13 protein-coding genes and 1 rRNA gene are annotated in these 19,909 nt (G+C 50.0%); 2 read left to right on the top strand and 12 right to left on the bottom strand.

Annotated elements, in window-relative coordinates; genetic code table 11:
- Positions 1-387: ribosomal RNA gene (locus tag B1C80_RS26525) — 16S ribosomal RNA — on the bottom strand; the annotation flags it as partial.
- Positions 388-600: 213 nt separating this feature from the next.
- Positions 601-2,229 (bottom strand): L-glutamate gamma-semialdehyde dehydrogenase, encoded by a 1,629-nt coding sequence (gene pruA / locus B1C80_RS26520; protein WP_077924225.1) that lies wholly within the window; start codon positions 2,227-2,229, stop codon positions 601-603.
- A 198-nt stretch (positions 2,230-2,427) separates the two neighbouring features.
- Here pruA and thrC point away from each other — a divergent pair, with 198 nt between their 5' ends.
- Positions 2,428-3,735, top strand: coding sequence for a threonine synthase (gene thrC / locus B1C80_RS26515; RefSeq protein WP_077924224.1), 1,308 nt, complete (start codon positions 2,428-2,430; stop codon positions 3,733-3,735).
- On the opposite strand, the gene B1C80_RS26510 is transcribed toward thrC, so the two are convergent.
- The 5 genes from B1C80_RS26510 to B1C80_RS26490 form a co-directional block, all read right to left on the bottom strand.
- Positions 3,732-5,510 carry a tetratricopeptide repeat protein gene (locus B1C80_RS26510; protein WP_236648936.1) on the bottom strand — a complete coding sequence of 593 codons (1,779 nt, stop codon included), beginning with the start codon at positions 5,508-5,510 and terminating at the stop codon, positions 3,732-3,734. The genes thrC and B1C80_RS26510 overlap by 4 nt on opposite strands.
- 517 nt (positions 5,511-6,027) lie before the next feature.
- Positions 6,028-6,720: a class I SAM-dependent methyltransferase gene (locus B1C80_RS26505; RefSeq protein WP_236648935.1), complete on the bottom strand. Its 693-nt coding sequence runs from the start codon at positions 6,718-6,720 to the stop codon at positions 6,028-6,030.
- Between the two features lie 254 nt (positions 6,721-6,974).
- Positions 6,975-8,834, bottom strand: a complete 1,860-nt coding sequence (mnmG, locus tag B1C80_RS26500; protein ID WP_077924221.1) for a tRNA uridine-5-carboxymethylaminomethyl(34) synthesis enzyme MnmG — start codon at positions 8,832-8,834, stop codon at positions 6,975-6,977.
- Positions 8,835-8,987: 153 nt separating this feature from the next.
- Positions 8,988-12,299, bottom strand: a complete 3,312-nt coding sequence (locus B1C80_RS26495; protein ID WP_077924220.1) for a DUF4175 family protein — start codon at positions 12,297-12,299, stop codon at positions 8,988-8,990.
- Between the two features lie 19 nt (positions 12,300-12,318).
- Complete coding sequence (locus B1C80_RS26490; protein WP_077924219.1) at positions 12,319-12,663, bottom strand: hypothetical protein; 345 nt, start codon at positions 12,661-12,663, stop codon at positions 12,319-12,321.
- A 65-nt stretch (positions 12,664-12,728) separates the two neighbouring features.
- On the opposite strand from B1C80_RS26490, the gene B1C80_RS26485 reads away from it, so the two are divergent.
- Positions 12,729-13,436 (top strand): ComF family protein, encoded by a 708-nt coding sequence (locus tag B1C80_RS26485; protein WP_077924218.1) that lies wholly within the window; start codon positions 12,729-12,731, stop codon positions 13,434-13,436.
- Between the two features lie 56 nt (positions 13,437-13,492).
- Here B1C80_RS26485 and B1C80_RS26480 read toward each other — a convergent pair whose 3' ends face one another.
- From B1C80_RS26480 to B1C80_RS26460, 5 genes are all read right to left on the bottom strand, one after another.
- A complete protein-coding gene (locus B1C80_RS26480) occupies positions 13,493-14,758 on the bottom strand; it encodes an SUMF1/EgtB/PvdO family nonheme iron enzyme (protein ID WP_077924217.1) in 1,266 nt (421 codons plus the stop codon).
- Positions 14,759-14,797: 39 nt separating this feature from the next.
- Positions 14,798-18,151, bottom strand: coding sequence for a transcription-repair coupling factor (gene mfd, locus B1C80_RS26475; protein WP_077924216.1), 3,354 nt, complete (start codon positions 18,149-18,151; stop codon positions 14,798-14,800).
- A gap of 104 nt (positions 18,152-18,255) precedes the next feature.
- On the bottom strand, positions 18,256-18,702 hold the full coding sequence (locus B1C80_RS26470; RefSeq protein WP_077924215.1) for a barstar family protein: 447 nt from the start codon (positions 18,700-18,702) through the stop codon (positions 18,256-18,258).
- Positions 18,703-18,893: 191 nt separating this feature from the next.
- Positions 18,894-19,190 (bottom strand): muconolactone Delta-isomerase family protein, encoded by a 297-nt coding sequence (locus tag B1C80_RS26465; RefSeq protein WP_077924232.1) that lies wholly within the window; start codon positions 19,188-19,190, stop codon positions 18,894-18,896.
- A 43-nt stretch (positions 19,191-19,233) separates the two neighbouring features.
- The gene (locus B1C80_RS26460; RefSeq protein WP_077924214.1) at positions 19,234-19,866 is read right to left on the bottom strand and encodes an alpha/beta hydrolase; all 633 of its coding nucleotides are present in this window, start codon (positions 19,864-19,866) and stop codon (positions 19,234-19,236) included.
- Positions 19,867-19,909 lie beyond the last annotated feature (43 nt).

Below are 19,909 nucleotides of genomic sequence, written 5' to 3'. Positions count from 1 at the left end.
CGCGGCATGGCTGGGTCAGAGTTGCCTCCATTGCCCAATATTCCCTACTGCTGCCTCCCGTAGGAGTCGGGTCCGTCTCTCAGTACCCGTGTGGGGGCCAATCCTCTCAGAACCCCTACTGATCATCGCCTTGGTGGGCCGTTACCCCCCCAACTAGCTAATCAGACGCAAGCCCCTCCTCAACCCATAAATGTTTACCCAAACAGCCAGGTGACTCCAGGGGACTATGCGGGTTTACCCCCGCTTTCGCAGGGCTATCCCCCAGTTGAGGGCAGGTTGCTTACGCGTTACGCACCCGTTTGCCGCTGGTCTTGCGACCCGCTCGACTTGCATGTATTAGGCCTGCCGCTAGCGTTCATCCTGAGCCAGGATCAAACTCTCCATCGTAAATAATTGTGTACCTGATAAATCAGATACGTTGTCATTAGCCTTATTTGGTGCTAACCTATTGATATCAATACGTCAAAGAACTGTCTCACATCCCTTTCGGGGGTGATTGAGGCCAACCGTTGTCGGCCTTCCTTATTGATTTGGGACTGCAAAGGTAGCAGTTTGATTTGCGTTACGCAAGACCTGCTTCAAACTTTTTTCTGTTTTTTTTCAGCTCTCCAGAAACGGATACCCGAAGTGCCTGGGACTCACGTAGGTTTCCTTAATCGTGCGTGCCGATACCCATCGAAATAAATTTAAAGCTGATCCGGCTTTGTCATTTGTTCCTGATGCGCGGGCTCCTCCGAAAGGTTGTTGACCCACTACCGCTCCTGTTGGCTTGTCGTTGATATAAAAGTTACCTGCTGCGTTTTGCAGCGCCTGGGCGACCCGCTCAACCACGTATTTGTCTTTAGCGAAAATAGATCCGGTCAACGCGTAAGATGAGGTACGATCAACGAGCTTGACGATTTCATCGAAGTCAGCCGGTTCATACACATATATGGATAGTACGGGACCGAATATTTCCTCGCACATGGTTCGGTAATTCGGGTCATCGACACGCAATACAGTTGGCTCTATGAAATAACCTATTGAATCATCATACGTGCCACCTGCTACTACAGACACCTGGGCGTTTTGCTTTGCTTCTTCGATATAGGCTGTAATCTTCCTGAAAGACCGCTCGTCGATCACGGCGTTGATGAAGTTGCCGAAATCTTCTGTACCGCCCATCTTCATCTCCCCTAGAAACGATTTAATTTTCGCTTCAACTGCTGGCCAGAGTGAAGACGGAATGTAAGCTCTGGAGGCTGCTGAACATTTTTGTCCCTGATACTCGAAAGCACCCCTGACCAGCCCCGTGGCTACCTCATCGACATGAGCCGACTCATGTACCAGTACAAAATCTTTTCCGCCTGTTTCGCCCACTATGCGCGGGTATGATTTGTATTTACTGATGTTCTCACCAATCGTCTTCCAGATTTGCTGAAACACGGCGGTGCTTCCCGTGAAATGGATACCGGCAAAGTCAGGGTGGCTGAAAATGATCTCTCCGGCTACAGGTCCATCTACGTAAATCAGGTTGATCACCCCTGCAGGCAGACCGGCTTCTTCCAGCACTTCCATGATCACTTTTGCCGATAGCACCTGTGTGTAGGCTGGTTTCCACACTACCGTATTGCCCATCAAGGCTGCCGAAGTGGGTAGGTTGCCAGCGATGGCGGTGAAATTAAAGGGAGTCAGTGCAAAGACAAACCCTTCTAACGGACGGTACTCGAGCCTGTTCCAGACACCAGCTGATGAGTTTGGCTGCTGCCGGTAAATTCCTTCAGCATAGTGCACGTTAAACCGCAGAAAGTCAATCAATTCACAGGCTGAATCTATTTCTGCCTGGTACGCGTTTTTCGATTGACCAAGCATGGTGGCAGCATTGATGCGAGCCCGGTATGGCCCGGCAATTAGCTCCGCTGCTTTTAAGAAGATACTGGACCGCTGTTCCCAACTCAGGTTCGCCCAGGCCTCTTTGGCCGTTAACGCTGCCTCGATGGCCTGATGCACATGTTCGGCATCACCTTCGTGAAAATAGCCCAGCGTATGCTTATGGTCATGGGGCGGAGCAACCCGTATCGTACGGTTTGTACGAACCTCCTGCCCGCCTATATACATGGGAATATCCGTTTCCTGAGCGCGGAAGTCGGCAATCGCCTGTATTACCGCGTTCCGCTCGGGCGATCCCGGACGATATTCTTTTACCGGCTCATTTGTCGGCATTGGCACATTTGACTGTCCGAAAGACATATGTATGCATGAGTTCTGGTAGACGTGTTGAACACAAAAAATAGGTCTACCGGTTTGTTTTGAAGCGTTTTACAGGTTGCAAAACTACAAAAACCCAAACTTATCCACAACGAACGCCAGTTTTCCACATTTCAAGTTCACCTTCTCCTTTCATTGAACTGATTTACCGTACTTTGTCTTTCGGTATCCTTATTTCGTATGCGTTTCTACAGCACCAATAGTCCACAGGTTACTGTGACAGCCGAACAGGCTCTTTTCAACAGCATGCCCGCTGATCGGGGGCTGTATATGCCAACTCCCCTGCCTGTTCTGGGTAAATCGTTTTTTGATACTATAGCCGGAGAGTCGTTAGCCGACATTGGTTTTGCCCTCAGCAAAGCCCTTTTCGGCGACGAAATCAGTAAGGCTGACCTGGAAGAGTTAACTCATAAAGCGTTCCCGTTCGAGACTCCTGTAGTTGACCTGGAGCCCGGTAAAGTATCCGTGCTTGAGCTTTTTCATGGTCCTTCCCTGGCCTTCAAAGATGTTGGTGCCCGCTATATGGCGGCTTTGATGTCTTATTATTCCGATCGGAACGAGCAGGAAGTGAATATTCTCGTGGCCACCTCTGGTGACACTGGTGGCGCCGTCGCGATGGGCTTTCACAATGTTCCTGGTGTTCGGGTGTCTATACTGTACCCGAGCGGACGCGTTAGTGATTTGCAGGAAAAACAGTTGACTACTCTGGGCGGTAATATTCAGGCTTTTGAAGTAGATGGTTCGTTTGACGATTGCCAGGCTATCGTCAAACAAGCGTTTGTGGACGCCGAGCTCAATGCAAGCCTTTCGTTGTCGTCGGCTAATTCTATCAATATATTTAGATTAATACCCCAGGGCTTTTATTACGTTAGTGCGTATGGCCAGGTGTGCAAGTCCAACAAATCAATCATTTTTTCTACGCCCAGTGGCAACTTTGGGAATCTTAGCGCCGGTGCTATGGTGCAACAGATGGGCTTGCCCGTCGACCATTTCGTTGCGGCAACCAACCTAAACCATATCGTACCGACCTACCTCAAAACCGGAGCCTACAGCCCCAAACCATCGGTAGCTACGCTATCGAACGCCATGGATGTGGGAAACCCCAGTAACTTCCCCCGCTTGGCTCATTTATATGGGGATAACTACGACCGGTTTGTGGATAACGTATCCGGTTACTTCTACGATGACGCAGAGACCCAGGCCGGTATGAAACGAATCGACGATACATATGGCTATGTGGCTTGCCCACACACAGCGATCGGCATTATGGGCCTTGAGGCTTACCTGGCAGATTCGAAAAAAGACGTTTACGGCATTGCGCTGGCAACGGCTCATCCCGCAAAATTTAAGCCTCTTGTCGAGGAAGTACTGGGTAAGTCAGTAGAAGTACCCGACCGTCTGGCAGTTCTGGCTGACCGCCCTAAGCAGAGCATCCGCATCCCGGCCGAATACGACGCCTTCAAAGAGTCGCTTCTTCAAACCTACTAGTTGATCACATCGCCACGCAGTAGCCGGAATCGTTTACGGGAGTCTGCTCCGTAGATGCTTCCGGGATACTGAGTCAGCAGCTTCTGGTATGCTTCCATAGCGGCCTGCTTGTCTTTCAGCCGCTCTTCGTAGATTTTTCCCTGGGTATACAAGGCGTCATCACCAAGAATATCCGTCGAAAACGAAGCGGTTATTTTCTTCAGATCGTCCAGTGCTTCGGTATGTTTACCCTGTTTCAGATAGGTATTGGCACGGAGCCAGAGTACTTCATCGGCCAGGCTGTGTTGTTCATATTTTTTCCACATCTGGTTGAGTTTATCCACAGCTTCGTCGGTTTTGTTCTGGAACAATAACAAGTCCACAGCGGCATACTCACGCATGGCGGCTTCTGTGCTATCCATACCCGTGTTATCCACAATTAACAGGCTAAGTTGTTCTGCGTCATTGGCTATCTCGCGGGATGTGGCCAGTTTCAACACGTCCAGAATATCTTTCGATACGGCAAAATCACCTTTGTAATAGTGTAGCTTGGCATTTTTAAGCTTGGCTTCGTACCCGAGCAGTTCTTCTTTCTGCGACTTCTCCACCTGCGAGTATAATAAGGTAGACTCCCAGGGTTCTCCTTTCAGCAAATAAATATCGCCCTTGTCCAGCTTGCACTTATCCACAAAATTCCGGTCAGTTTTCCCCAAATCGATAGCCAGGTCAAGCACTGTCAGGGCAGTGTCTTTACTGTCCAGGTAGTTTCCGTACAGGTTGGCGGTGCTTCGCAGGGCTTCGAGCGTTTTTACATTGGTGCCGATTTCCTGGAGCATCCGCTGGTAGTCGCCAATCAGCTTTCGAATTTCAGCTTTATCGATCGGGTATGTATTTTTCACCTGCTCTTCGCGGGCGTTGATCACCAATCGACGGGCAAACGGGTAGAGCTGCCCCTGTGGATAGGTCTGGGTGATGTACTCAAACGCATCGGCCGCTGATTTATATTCTTTATTATTCAGCGCCAGCATTCCCAGATCATAAACCCGGCTACCGTTCAGCTTCATTCGTTTATCGGTAGCTTTTTCCTGAAGCAGAGCCCGACTGAATTTCTGTTTCTGGACAAAGTACCAGATCAAAAGTTCGTTATAGGCCAGTTCGTTGGGTTCCTGCTGAATCCGGCTGTAGAGCGCTTTCTCTATGATTGGCTCTTCTTTAGTGTTCAGGTAGGGCTGCAAAGCCGCCAGCACCATTTCTTTCTTCTCGGGCTGTTTGCTGGTCGTAATAATTTCCTCTACGGTTTTTTCGGTTTGCCCCGTTGCCCGGTAAAGGGCTATAAGTTCTTCGCTGTACGCCGTTGGGTCTTTGCTAACCTCCCGGGCCGTTTCGAGCGAACGAAGCGCCCAGCGGGTCTCTCCGGCCTCTGAGAAGGCAGTTGCCAGTTTTTCCAGTTTGATAGTTGACCCTTTGCTTGATTGGAGGGCCGCGGTGTATTGTTTGGCGGCCTGTACCGTGTCGCCCTGCTGGGCGGCCGCCTGGCCGATCAGCAGATCGTAGTAAGACCGGTTGGCTTCATCGCTTCGCTGTTGCTTACGCATGAACTTCAGTGCTTCATCTGCTTTGTTGCTTTTCTGCAGGCTGTACACATAACGCGACAGGCGAGACCAGCTCACATCATTCTTCAACAGCTTGCCATACTCGTTGGCCGCTTTCTCGAACTCGCCGGCTTTGAAGTACTCATCAGCCAGCGTGCCTCCCCCCTGTCCTTTAGCCACGCACACAGCCAGCAGCCAAATCATCACAACAACGTTAGACCTTATTAACATTTTATATAAAAAGTCTTTTTAAGAAAACGTTATTACTCTTATTAAGGGTGTTGATAAGTGTATAAATAATTTGTCCACTTACCGCCCGTTCCGGTGTGGATAAGAAAGATAGGTAATCCACCTATCACTTTTCAGTTATCAACATTAAATCCATTGATTAATAAGTAAATAACATTTTATCCACAAAATGTTTGAAATCCCTTTGTGAATTTGTGCATAATTCTTATGCACAGGATAGAGTGAGGAAAAGATGGGTCATAGGTGGTAGATATGTTGCCGTATTTCCACATTTGCAGCCGCCCAATTTTCTAATGTGAATTACTAGTTAGGTAGTCCACACGGCTTCAGTTCCTTATCAACCCATTTCCCACATATAGGGTGGAGTTATGCACACAGATATGCACAGAAAAGTTTCACTTTTTTAATTTAGAATAGACCTGTTTTCCACCCCCATGGATAGACCAGCTTGTGATGACCCTACCAACAACTATTATGCCTTTTTGAATACGTATATCTGACTAGACGAGTGACCCTTCTGTCCTCCCTTTATATTGGAGGCAAGGCCAATCCGTAGACTCTCCACAAAATTTGTCTGGCCGCTTCTATACCGGCTGCTCAACATGGCAATGTAAAAGGCATCGAAGACCATAGGGCGTTTATCAGCCAGTTTAAATCCGTGCTTGTCGAATAGCTTCTCTATAGTATCGGGTGTGAAATGGTACAAATGTCGGGGTACATCATAGGCAGCCCAGTATTGCTTATAATAACTGGCGTCATAGGAGTCGCTGTTCGGTACAGCGATAAGTAATGTACCGTTGGGTGCCAGTCGGGAATGGATCTGCTCTATTGTCTCGTTTAACGTGGGTACATGTTCGAGGACATGCCACATCGTAATCATGTCTACCTGCTCCTGGTCGATTGCCGTCAGGTCGGGCTGGATGGAAATTTTTGTTTTCTGGCTGGCTATAGCGCGTGCATCCGGGTCGGGCTCCACCCCTTTAATCGCCCAGCCTGCCTGTTGACTCACCTCCAGAAAAGCACCCGTACCACAACCGATGTCCAGCAGTTTTCCGGTACCTCCAGTCAATGTTGTGATCAGTTGAAGCTTTTGTTTTAACGTAATTGTTCGGACAAAGCGATATACCGAATTAATCAAACCTCCTCCCTGATCATTATGGGACACGTACTGATCCGATTTATAATAGGCTCCGATCGATTGCTGATCCGGGCGCGGGCTTGTAAAGCGGAAATTACACGACTGGCACTGCTGAATGGTAAACTCCTGCTGGCTTACCAGATAATCTTTACAAACCAGAAAAGGCCTAAACTGAGAATTGCCACAGATGGGGCAGGTAGTTACAGTCTCCAAAATGATGAACAGAAAATAGTAGATACAATAAGGCTCCGAATATATGATATACCCGGAGCCTCTGGTTATTATCGGCCCATATAGACCAGTAATATAGATACATCGGATGGACTCACTCCGCTGATGCGCGATGCCTGTCCAATAGTAGATGGCCGTAAACGCTTCAATTTTTCCTTTCCTTCAAACGACAGCGCTTTTAGCTGATCGTAGTCGAAAGCAGGATTGATTGACAGATTTTCCCATTTATCAAGCTTCTCGGCATTCTGTTTTTCCCGGCTCAGGTAATCCTCATACTTAATCTCGATGACGGTCTGTTCCAGCGACTCCTCCCCTACCCCGGGCAGGTAGGGGATTTGAGAAAACAAGGAAATAACATCTTCCTGCTCAATTTCGGGGCGCTTTAGTAAGGTGTACAGGCTACTTTTTTCCCGCAGGGGTGAGCTGCCTTTCGTCTCCAGCCAATCATTTATGTCTTCAGGTTTAAGCTTTACTTTACGTATGGCTTCTGTGAGCGTAGCTACCTCCGTCCGTTTGGCAACCATCGAGTCATAACGATCCTGCGAGGCCAGTCCGATCGCATATCCTTTTTCAGTCAGGCGAATGTCGGCGTTATCCTGCCGAAGCAGCGTTCGGTACTCGGCCCGTGATGTAAACATACGATATGGTTCTTCCGTCCCCTTCGTAATCAGGTCATCGATCAGCACCCCGATATATCCTTCAGAGCGTTTGATGGTAAATTCGGCTTCTTCGTGCGCATTTCTATGTGCATTTATGCCTGCCATAAGGCCCTGACAAGCCGCTTCTTCGTAGCCTGTTGTCCCGTTAATCTGGCCGGCGAAAAAGAGATTTTGGACAAGCCGCGTTTCGAGCGTTGGCTTTAATTGTGTCGGCGGAAAGTAGTCGTATTCAACAGCGTAGCCTGGCCTGAACATGCGCACGTTTTCAAAACCCGGAATTTTTCGCAGGGCATCATACTGTACTGTTTCCGGTAATGATGTCGAGAATCCATTCACGTACACCTCCACAGTATCCCAGCCTTCCGGTTCTACGAAAATCTGATGCCGATCTTTATCAGCAAACCGGTTGATTTTGTCTTCTATGGAGGGGCAATAGCGGGGGCCTAGTCCTTTGATCCGACCGGTGAACATAGGCGATTTTTCAAAGCCTGTTTTCAATTCGTCATGCACATCCTGATTCGTGTACGTGATCCAGCAGCTTCGTTGCGTGGTTAATGCGGGCGTTGACGTATAGGAAAATTTGCCTGGCTTTTCATCGCCAAGTTGTTCTTCCATCAAATCATAATTCAGGCTTCTGCCGTCGACCCGGGGTGGTGTTCCGGTTTTCATTCGACCCGCTTCGAAGCCCAGTTGAGTCAATTGCTCCGTAAGCCCGGTTGCTGAACGTTCAGCTGTTCTGCCTCCACCGAACACTTTCTCGCCAATGAACATCCGTCCATTCAGGAATGTACCGTTCGTCAGCACCACCGATTTGGCCGTAAATTCGACGCCCAGTCCAGTTTTTACGCCTACAATTCGATTGCCTTTGACAAGAACTTCATTCACCATGTCTTGCCAAAAATCAATATTTGTATTGCTTTCGAGCGTTTTTCGCCACTCCCAGGCAAACATATTCCGATCGCTCTGGCAGCGTGGACTCCACATAGCGGGGCCTTTTGAGCGATTCAGCATTCTGAACTGAATCATGCTTTTGTCGCTGATGATGCCCGACATACCACCGAGCGCATCCACTTCGCGCACAATTTGCCCTTTGGCAACTCCGCCCATGGCCGGATTGCAGGACATTTGGGCGATGGTCTGCATATTCATAGTGATCAGCAACACACGTGAACCCATCGTAGCCGCAGCATGTGCTGCTTCACAACCGGCATGTCCAGCGCCCACAACTATAACATCGTACGAAGCGTGCATTCTTTATTAGATTTTAAAAAATGTTTCACGTGGAAACTTTTCACAAAATTGACTGGTGCCCAATTTTTACACCAAAATTATACGGATGAGTGGGTAACAAAAAACCGTACCTGTTTGTGCCACAGGTACGGTTGAATATAATTGGTTGAAAATTTACTTATTAACTCGTTGCAGATACTGGTTTGCTTCTTTCTTGTAAAAGAGATTATAATTAGGAGAAACCGAACGCAACACTTCTACCTGCTTCGCTTTCGTCTGTAATGAGGTAGTATCGAAGAAAGACGGTGTACTTTTTTTAGTTGATTTTGCCGTTTCTGCCTGACGTTTCGGGTCTTCTTCCTGCTGTTTCAGCGCTTTTTCGGACTCAAGCAAACGGGTCATAATTTCGTTCTGGCGGTTAATGGTATTCTGATTGATCCGTTTATTAACCAGATCTGTTTCAGTTTCATCCATTTTCTCCATCAACTCATTAACCTGTTTTTGCTGTTGTTTACCAACTTCAGTTCCTTTTGCGTTCTCCTCCATTTTTTTCAACATACTCCGAATCATGGCCTGCTGAGCGGCCATTCTTGATAACTCTTCAGAGAGTCCCCTACCCGACTGACCGCCTTTCTGGAGTTGTTTCATCTGGTCATTGAGCTTTCGCTGCATCTCGCTTATACCTTCACCGTCTTTCGGGTTTTTGCCTTTTTTTCCACCCGAACCTGACCCAGGCATGGCCATAGCGTTCATCTGCTGCTGCATGTTTTTCAACACATCGCTGAGCATCAACGCCAGATTGTTGATAGACGTCATCGCAAACTGCTGTTTAGAAGCGGCCATACTTAACCGGCGTTCCTTCAGTTGCTGCGTGCTTTCGTCCATATAAAATTTCATGTTGGTCAGCTCTCGCGTAACAAACGACTGAATCTGGACAACCCGACTTGCCAGCGCGTTAAGGCTATCTTCAATGATTTTGGCATCGTCCTGCAGCTTCAGTTGTTCCTGAGATAGCTTGGTAACGCGAGGGTCCTGTAAGCTCATTCCCTTGAAATCTTTCATCACCCGCTCCTGACCGAAAGAGAGCGTGATGAGGTTTTCGAGGATGTTACGCAGGTCGTCCATGTTCTCCTGAAGCTGTTCCATCTCTGCCGATTCCATCGACTCTTTCATGTTCTTGCTCATGGAACGCATGGACTTAGCCGCCTTACTTTTTGATGAAGCCGACTTCTTGCCCTGATTCTGTTTCATCTGTTTCATCGCTTCTTCCAGGGCTTTTTCAATCTCTTTCTGCTCCTGTTCAGACATCTCAGGCTTAGTAAGCTCATCTTTTTCGGCCTGTTTCTGAATCTCTTTCAGTTGCTCTTCCGTGTTTTTGAAGTCCTCCTGCGACTTCTCCAACTCCTTCTGCTGCTCCTGCGTGGTTTCGTCTTTCTTCGCGTCTTCCTGGGCCTGCTTCTCTAGTTGCTCGGCTTGTTTCTCCAGATTTTCGGCTACGTTGTTGACTTTCTGTTCGAGCTGCATCTGCTTAAACAGCTTCAACGCTCGGTCCAGATCACGCTCCATGTTCCGCTCTTTTCGGCTTAACCGGTCGAGTAGTTCAGACGCTTTCTCGTCCTGTTTGCGCTCGAGCAGTTGCTTGAGCTGTTCATAAAGTTGCTTCGATTCCGGGTCGAGCAACTCATTAAATAGCTTCTGAAGTTGGTCTAATTTTTCCTGAACAGCTTCATTTTTTTCGGCGAATCGCTGCTGGGTTTCGTTCGTTTTCTGGAACTGCTCCTGTAATTTCTGAACTTCCCGCAGCAACTCTTCCCGCTTTTGGAGTACATCCTGGAGTTGCTTTTTATCCTGAAAATCAGACGATTTTTTAGTGCGCATTCGCTCTTCCATCTGGCTCAGCTCTTTCTTGATAGCCTGGGTTTTGCTGAGCGCGTTGTTGATATCAGACTCGGTTTTCTCGGCCGATTTGTCAACCTGCTTCTGAATCTCAGCCTGCGATGGAATAACAAAATTCAGCTGATTGGAACGGCTTGATTTAGGACCGTTTACGCCATCATTATCCCATACCTGAACAAAGTACTCCAGTCGGTCTTCCTGTCCCAGTTTTAAGCTGTCTAGAGACCAGTTGTAGACAAAGTTCTGCGAAGTGGTGGACCGATTGATCGGGATGTCTTTGGTGTACGTAGGCGACGTTTTATCGCCACGTTTGATGGTGTAGTTCAGCTTCAGTTTCGAGAATCCGTAATCGTCTGAAACCAACCCGGACAGAGCAATGTAATTGTAGGTTACCGTGTCCTGAATCCGGTCGACGGAGATTTGAGGGAAGCGGTCCGGGATTACCTGTACGTTATACTGGATTGACGAAGGGGTCGAAATCTGACTGTTTCGTAAGGAGACGGTGTAGACCGTATTCTGCATCAGCCGCCGGTTGACGACAAAAGTATTGTCATCTATCAGCCGGGTCGGTATCGGTTGTTTATCGGTGTTGAACCGTAACTGTAGCGAGTCAGTATGGTCAGCGATAAACTCCCAGTTGACTACCGTCCCCTGCGGAACGAGCAGGTTTCCTACATTGGCGAGCTGTTCGCTAGGCTTGTTCAGATAAGCCGGATAATCAAGCTTTACATTAAACGACAACACAGCCGGCCGATCTACCAGGGCAACCGTATAAGCCGAAGAATTGTAGCCAGCGGCTTCCAGATGAAAGTCAAGATCACGTTGGAGGTTATCGAAGGTATAGGTAAACCGGTCGCCCGACTGGTCGAGCTTAAAGCGGGTGCCGTTCGCAACTACGTAAACAGCCTGGGGAATGGCGCTGCCGGTAAGTTTGACAGATAACGGAAAATCTTCATTACGGAAGGCTTTCAGCGATTTGTTTTCAACGACAAACTGAAACGGAGCCTCTTCGACAAACTCTTTATTATAGTTGACCAGCCGGGTCGATGACTTCGTAAAGAAAGCCGGATTCACAATCAGAATCAGCAGAATCAACGCCAGTGGCGGAATGGCATATTTCAGAAACTGCCGGTTACGACTGATCTGAATGGCATTCGCAAAACGGTTTATCAGCAGCTGTTGAGAACGCTGGTTCAGGCTGGCCTGCAGAAGATCACTCTGGTCGGACGAGATTCGCTGAAGCTGCAGCGTGTTCAGCAACTTATCCCCTACCTCCGGAAAAAAGGTGCCGATCTGCCGGGCGGCTTCGTCGTTGCTGAGCGGTTTGTTAAGTCCATAAAGGCTCATCAAAGGCCGCACAATCAGCAGGTACAGACTGACCAAAGCCATCAGGATGAAGCCGAAGAACAAGGCGCCCCGACCCACGGAGTTGAACCGGCCAATGAACTCGGCGGTGTTGATCAGAAGGTAGCCACTCCCTATCAGCGCTACGAAGAGTAAACTCCCCTTAACCAGCTGATTCAGAAAATAGCGTTTCTTGTACTCATCAATGCGCTGAATCAGCGTGGTGTAAGCGTTTATCGATTGCATATGAATACATGTTGAGTCGTTATACCAGCGCTGACTGGAAGTATTCAATAACGTGTTCCTTTAAAAACGTTTCCTGGGTCAACAAGTCGCCGGGGGGAACGGGCTTGGCCAGGATCCACTGGGGCCAGCCATCTTTGTCCAGCCCGTCAAACGTATAGTATCCAGACTGGCTTAGCACTTTACAAACCGCAATGTGCATCAGGTCTTGTTTGGCTTCCTTGGAGAAACGAATAGGGCCTTTTCCCAACTCCTGTACGCCGATCAGAAATAACACCGCATTCAGGTCTGCAGGCCTTTTGCCAACGAGTTGCTGCAGCTGATCGAGCAAGCCTTCCCACTGCTTATCTACATCTTTTTCATTCACGGGACTTGCCTGTTTATTGTTCTCTCTAAATTACACTATTTTTAGCTAACTAACGAACAGTCACTGTGTTTAGGTTTATTCGCATAGCCCTTTCCGACTTCGCAGACCTGCTTTTTCCAACCCTGTGTCTAGGCTGTAAGCGATCGTTGACGGCCAACGAAAAAATTCTTTGCACGCGCTGCCGGATCAACCTGCCGGAGACGGGGCAACACCGCCGGGCCGACGATGATCACATCCTGAATAAGTTTGCCGGTAAAGTGCCTATCCAGTTCGTGGCCTCTTACCTGCACTTCTCTAAGGGTGGAATCGTGCAAAAACTAATCCACCGTATCAAATACAAAGGCCAAAAAGAAGCGGCCCGAGAAATGGCGCTCTGGTACGGTGATTTGCTGAAACGGGAAGGAAGTCAGCTACCCGAACTTGACCTGCTGATCAGCGTGCCGATGTCTAAAGCGCGGTTGCAACAGCGGGGGTTCAACCAGGCCGAATGGATTGCCGCCGGCCTCTCCGAAGCGCTGGCTGTACCGATGCAGGCGGATGTACTGGTCAGGAAACGGTTCCGTAGCTCGCAAACCCGAAAGAACCGGATCGAACGATGGGAGAATGTGAAAAACGAATTTGTTGTTCGGCAGGCCGACGCCATTCAGGGGCTTCGGGTGGCACTTGTCGACGATGTGCTGACTACGGGGGCCACGCTGGAGGCCTGCGCCGTTGCGTTGCTACAGGCGGGTTGTTCGTCGGTTAGTGTGCTAACGCTGGCGGCTACACGCTAACAAAAAAAGCGGCTACCCCGCTGGAGTAGCCGCTTCCGGAATGTGATGCGGGTGGCTTATTTGTTACGACCAACGCCGATCATGGCGCAGCGGAAACCAATCATAGCCGTGGCTGAATCCTGATCCAGGAACCGGCGCGTACCAGGCGAGAGCCAGTACGCTACGTCGTTCCAGGAGCCGCCTTTGTAAACCCGAAGCTTATCATCGATCAGGCTGTTGTTGCCTTTTCTGTCGTAGTTTTTAGCGTCGTCGAGGTACCCGTTCCGCCGGATGGGGTTCAGGTCATTTACGTCTTCGTACGACAGTGGGCGGTATACGTCATACACCCACTCGTTAACGTTACCGGCCATGTTATACAGACCAAAATCGTTGGCTGGATACGCATAGATCTCGGCGGTGATGATGGCGCCATCGTTTGAACGACCGGCAATACCAGCGTAGTCACCCCGACCGCGTTTGAAGTTAGCCAGCATCTGACCCTGTTTACGACCTTTCTTGGGGTTCCGCACCGATGAGCCATCCCAGGGGTAAATACGCTGGTTGATCTGGTTCTCGTCCATATACTGGGTGCCGATGAGCGCTTTGGCGGCATATTCCCACTCGGCTTCTGTTGGCAGCCGGTAATCGGGCAGGATCATGCCACTTTCCAGACTCGGTTTGGTCGGAGCAGCTGAGGTTGCTTCGGCCAGAGCGGGTTCGGCGGCTTCTTTCTTCGATTTACGCTTGAGCGAGAAGCCACCCCCTTTTTTCTTTTTATCACCACCGCCTTTGGCTAACTCATTGTTCACCGCGTCGGTCCGCCACCGGGCGTAGTCACTGGCCTGAACCCAGGAAACACCAACGACCGGGTAGTATCGGAAAGCCGGGTAGCGCAGGTACTGGGTAACGTACGAGTCGTTAAACGAAAGCGGATTGGCCCAGACCGTTGTATCTGGCAAGGCAGCCCGTACTACTTCTTCTGACGAGTCGCGCGAGATGGCGTTCAGGTACTCGAGGTAGTGAACGTTGGCAATCTCGGTTTCATCCATATAAAACGACTGGATCGATACCGTACGCTCGCGGTTATCGCGCGTGTTCATCACGTCTTCTTCCAGCGCCCCCATCGTGAACCGGCCGCCTTCAATGAAGACGAGGTTCGGGCCTGCTTTCTGTCCCGCAAATTTCTTTACCTGGAAGCCATCCTTCTGGTTGTAAGCAATTCCTGTCGCCGTACTTTTCTTGCCGGGTTGTACGCTGGTCGGATGCTTGGACTTACAGGATGCCAGTGCCGCCGTTGCCAGTAGCACGTAAGCCACTCGTTGCAGGTGATACTTCTGAATCATTGCTGTATTTTGTGTAAAACGTAGATACAAAGTTGGGTATTAAATCGACATTGCCCCTAAAATTTCATCCAGCTGTTCGACCGAGTGAACGTCCGTATGGGTAAAAATAGGGCGGCTTTTTGACTCCTTCAGGGAACATTGGGCTGGGTTTCGCTTGATGTAGTCAATTACCTTGCCAAATTGGTCGCCGGTAAAGAAGGCATCATTCCCGTTAGAAACGAAGTATCCTTTCAGAATAGTATTCTTAAGCGTCAGTTTTTCAAGGTACAAGCGCTCGGCTTTCCACCGTACGTTCACCATCTTGATCAGGTTCTCGACTTCTTCAGGTAATGGCCCAAACCGATCGAGTATTTCCTGACGGAACGCCAGGAGTTCATCCGGGTTCTGAAGAGTATCCAGCCGGGTGTACAATGCAAGCCGCTCCGATATGTTTTGAACGTACCGTTCGGGTATAACGACGGTCAGGTCGGTTTCTATGACGGTGTCGGGCAGGGCCAGCTTGAAGTCGCCGGGTTTGGCCTCGAACAGGTCCCGGAATTCGTTCTCGCGCAACTCCTGTACGGCTTCGTCCAGTACTTTATGGTACATCTCGAAACCCAGATCGTTTACGAAGCCGCTCTGCTCGGCTCCCAGAAGGTTACCGGCTCCGCGGATGTCGAGATCGCGCATGGCAATCTTGAAGCCTTCGCCCAGATCTGAGAAGTCCTCCAGCGTCTGAAGCCGTTTCCGGGCATCGGCGGTGAGCACCGAAGGAGGTGGAGTCAGCAGATAACAGAACGCTTTCCGGTTGGACCGACCCACGCGACCCCGCATCTGGTGGAGGTCCGATAAGCCGAAGTAATGCGCATTGTTGATCAGAATCGTATTGGCGTTCGAAATGTCGAGTCCCGATTCGATGATGTTGGTCGATACGAGCACGTCGTACTCCCCTTCGATGAACCGGGTCATAACCCGCTCCAGTTTGTCGCCTTCCATCTGGCCATGTGCCACGCCGATCCGCGCTTCGGGAACGAGCCGCATGATCAGGTTTCCGATCGACTCAATGTCGTTGACCCTGTTATGGACGAAGAACACCTGCCCGCCCCGCCGGATCTCGTAACTGACCGCATCGCGAATAGTAGCTTCGTTGAAAGCATGTACTTCGGTGGTTACGGGCTGTCGGTTTGGCGGGGGCGTAGCGATGACCGACAGGTCACGGGCGCCCATTAGTGAGAAGTGCAGGGTTCGGGGAATGGGCGTTGCCGTCAGCGTCAGTACGTCGACCTCCACCCGCATTTCCTTGAGCCGGTCTTTGGTTTTTACGCCAAATTTCTGCTCTTCGTCGATAACCAGCAGACCCAGATCCTTGAACTTGATATCCTTGTTAACGATCCGATGGGTGCCGATCAGAATGCCGATCTCGCCCGCAGCAACATCTTTCAAAATCTCTTTCACCTTGGCCGCCGACCGAAAGCGGTTAATGTACTCGATCTTGACGGGGAAGTCGGCCATGCGTTCGCTGAAGGTCTTGAAATGCTGCATCGCCAGGATCGTGGTCGGGACCAGCACGGCTACCTGTTTGTTGTCGGTAACGGCCTTGAATGCCGCCCGAATCGCTATCTCCGTTTTGCCGAAACCCACGTCGCCACAAACGAGCCGGTCCATTGGGTGCGGCCGTTCCATATCGTCTTTAACGTCGTTGGTGGCTTTAGCCTGGTCGGGCGTGTCTTCATAGAGGAACGACGATTCTAGTTCGGCCTGCAGGAAACTATCGCGGCTGTAGGCGTATCCCGGCGCGGTCCGGCGTTTGGCGTAGAGGGCAATCAGCTCGCGCGCAATATCCTTGACCTGCTTACGGATGCGGGACTTCTTCTGCTCCCATTCCTGCGAGCCCAGCTTGCTCATGGTCGGTGGAGTGCCCTCACGGCCGCTGTATTTGGCGATCTTGTGCAAACTGTGGATACTGACCAGCAGCATGTCGTTATCGCGGTAAATCAAACGTATGGCCTCCTGTTCGTTTCCTGCGTTGTCGACCTTCTCCAAACCGGCAAACCGACCGATGCCGTGGTCAACGTGAGTTACGTAGTCGCCAGGCTGCAGCGTTTTCAGTTCGCGGAGGGTCAGCGCCTTCGACTTTGAGAATTTGTCCTGCACCCGGTACTTATAATACCGGTCAAAGATCTGGTGGTCGGTGAAGACCGCAATCTTCAGCGCGTCGTCCAGGAAGCCTTCGCGCAGCCCAATGTTCAGCGGTTGAAACTTAACAAACGGATCCAACTCTTCGAATATGGTGCGGAGCCGGTCGAGTTGCTTGAACGACTCAGCCGCGATAACGTTGGTATACCCCTTGGCCTGGTTATCGCCCAGGGTATCGACCAATCGTTTGAAATCTTTGTTGAACGATGGCTGCGGCTTGGAGGGGTACTGCTGCCGGCCTTCGGTTTTGAAGTAAAATTTACGGCCAAATTCAACCGTCCGAAACCGCTTCAGCTCGTTCAGAAACGACCGCCGGGTTTCGAACAGTTCGCCCGGGTCGGACACGATCTGAATGCCGCCACTGCTGGCCACCGTCGACTCAAAACTTTGTTCGGCTTTTTCGTAGCACTTTTCGACGATGTCGAGGGTAAACTCGATGTCTTTAGCCCAAACGGTTGTGGCTGCGGGCAGGAAGTTGAAGAATGGTTCGCGGGTTTCTTCAACGAGTTTGGTCTGGATGTTTGGGATAATGTTGATGAACTCAACGGCCTCGGTTGAGAGCTGCGTTTCGGGGTTAAACTGCCGGATGCTCTCCACCTCGTCGCCAAACAGATCGATGCGATAGGGAAACTCGCTGGCAAACGAGAATACGTCGATGATACCACCCCGTACCGAAAACTGCCCCGCTTCGTAGACAAAATCTGTTTTCTCGAATTCGTAATTCTGAAGCAGTTCAGCAACGAAACTGGTGTCCAGCTTCTCCCCCACCCGAATGGTCAGTGTATTGGCCTGTAACGATCGTTTGTTGATTACTTTTTCAAACAACGCTTCGGGATACGTTACCATCAGCAGCCCATCTTTTGGAGCCGGGTTCAGCTTGTTCAGGACCTCGGCCCGCATCAGTACGTTGGCGTTTTCAATCTCCTCGTACTGGTACGGCTTTTTATACGACATCGGGAACAGGAGCACATCGCGCTCGAGCAGGTTCTGAATGTCGTTGAAAAAGTAAGCCGCTTCGTCGCGATCGGTCAGAATGTACAGGTGATTACCGCCCACCGATCTGAACATAGTGGAGGCCAATACAGCGTCCAGGCTACCCGCCATTCCTTTGATCTGAAGACGTTGGGGTTCGCCATCGGGTTTCCGGCCAAACGGTTCGGCCAGCAATTTTATGAAGCTATCGTCGGCGTATAAACCGAGCAATTCGTTAGGTTTCAAACGTACCAGCAGGTTGTATTGTCAAATACGAAAAGCCGCTGGAAGAACGTTCCGGCGGCACGGTAGCATAACAGCACGTTTCGGCGATTTGTTGCAGGCGGAACCTAGTTTAAGTCGGCTATCTTTTTGTAGTCGATCTGCTCTTTTTGCAGCAGTTTCTGAATACGCTCACTGTCCTCAAAAACGACGATGATTTCCTTCTTGTCGTCAATTTCTTCATCATCGACCCACTTCCAATCCTCGGCCGTTGCATCAAGCATATTTAGAACACTGGCCATTTTGGCGGGGTCACGTTCTTTACTGATAAAGCTATTTGTATCGGTGATGTAGAGCACAATCCGGTCGTCTTCCAGCCAGTGTAAATCGTTCAGCGAATCGCTCAGATCATCGAGGCTGAAACCGAAATCGGGTATCTCCAGTACGTGGGCCATGGCCTCGTAAAACTGTCTCAGGGTAAGTGTTTTTGCCCCATCAATATGGGCGATAAAATCACTCCCAAAACGGGTCTTCAGGTCGGCTTCTGACTGGCTGATTAGTATGTTCGGACTCATGTAATACTGCTAAAAATAAGGGGTGGTTAGTCTATAGAAACTGTTCCACGTGAAAATTGAAAATCAGCAAGTTATAAACGTATGTAACCAGTTAAACCCTGGTTACTTATGCATATTTGGGTATAACGTACCCGCAAAAGTACAATTTTAATGTATAAAAAAACCCTCTTGGCGAGAGGGTTTTTCACGGTCTAGTTCAGCGAAAATAGCGGGATTCGGGCCGCCACCATGTTGTGAAACATGAGCTCAGTGATAAGGGGTGTCATGTACTTGACGAGCGGAAATTCGGAGATTGATTCCATCACTTCCAGCTCGGAGTCGGCCTTAAAAATGCACCAGAGTTTTTGGCGATCGACCGAGAGCGAGTAAGACAACAGAAAGCCTCGCTCCATTAATTCTTCTACCTTAAGCCGCTGAGCTGGAATCCGGTTTGTAAACTCTTCATCCATAACAGCCGGGAGGTCAAATTCAACCATATACTGGCTCATAAGCATTGCTGTTAATTGCAAACCGGTTTGTGGGATGGGCCACTTATGCGCCCCCGGTTATAAGCAAATTAACAAAGTTTAGCTCATCTTCGTTGATCGAGTGCGCAAAATTCGGATACAGCCTGGCCGTGACAGACGCCCCCATCTCCGAAAAAACACGTTCGCTTTCGAGCACCCGCTCTTTCGGAACGTGCGAATCGGTATCGCTGCAACCCAGAAAAACGGGCGTATTGCCAAACGATCCTTCGTACTGCCGGGGCGTGCCGTCGGGGCCGATCAGCCCACCGCTCAGACCAAAAATACCCCCGTATTCGGTCGCGTTTCGGGCCACAAATTCCAGCATCAGACAAGCCCCCTGCGAAAAGCCAAACCAGTAGATCTGCGGAAGCTTGAAATTGAAATCAGACTGAAGCCGGGCGCGCAAACTTGTCAGCACATCGAGCGCCGACGACAGGTAAGGTTCGTTCTCCGACATAGGCCGCAGAAAGGAGTACGGGTACCAGGTGCGGCCGTTAGCCTCGGGCGCAACGAACGCAAAATCATCGGCCTTGATGTACTCCGACAACGACAGTATATCCCGCGCGGAGCCGCCCCGACCGTGTACCATGATCATCACTTTGCTGGCTTCTTCAAGCGGCTTACCAGCCGTCACTATATTATTCGGGTTGTGTATCATAAAGAAACCTGTTTAGGACCCCGATCACAGCCGCTCATTCGAT

The sequence above is a fragment of the Spirosoma sp. 209 genome (genome assembly GCF_002006735.1).
GTDB classification, from domain to species: domain Bacteria; phylum Bacteroidota; class Bacteroidia; order Cytophagales; family Spirosomataceae; genus Spirosoma; species Spirosoma sordidisoli.
Note: the sequence above shows the minus strand (reverse complement) of the source record. Positions and strands in the feature narration are given on the sequence as shown.

Coding starts and splice junctions, on each gene's coding strand:
- B1C80_RS26510 (WP_236648936.1), bottom strand. CDS start 5,510: ATGATTTGGCTGCTGGCTGTGTGCGTGGCTAAAGGACAGGGGGGAGGC.
- B1C80_RS26460 (WP_077924214.1), bottom strand. CDS start 19,866: ATGATACACAACCCGAATAATATAGTGACGGCTGGTAAGCCGCTTGAA.
- pruA (WP_077924225.1), bottom strand. CDS start 2,229: ATGTCTTTCGGACAGTCAAATGTGCCAATGCCGACAAATGAGCCGGTA.
- B1C80_RS26480 (WP_077924217.1), bottom strand. CDS start 14,758: ATGATTCAGAAGTATCACCTGCAACGAGTGGCTTACGTGCTACTGGCA.
- B1C80_RS26470 (WP_077924215.1), bottom strand. CDS start 18,702: ATGAGTCCGAACATACTAATCAGCCAGTCAGAAGCCGACCTGAAGACC.
- B1C80_RS26465 (WP_077924232.1), bottom strand. CDS start 19,190: ATGAGCCAGTATATGGTTGAATTTGACCTCCCGGCTGTTATGGATGAA.
- mnmG (WP_077924221.1), bottom strand. CDS start 8,834: ATGCACGCTTCGTACGATGTTATAGTTGTGGGCGCTGGACATGCCGGT.
- B1C80_RS26495 (WP_077924220.1), bottom strand. CDS start 12,299: ATGCAATCGATAAACGCTTACACCACGCTGATTCAGCGCATTGATGAG.
- thrC (WP_077924224.1), top strand. CDS start 2,428: ATGCGTTTCTACAGCACCAATAGTCCACAGGTTACTGTGACAGCCGAA.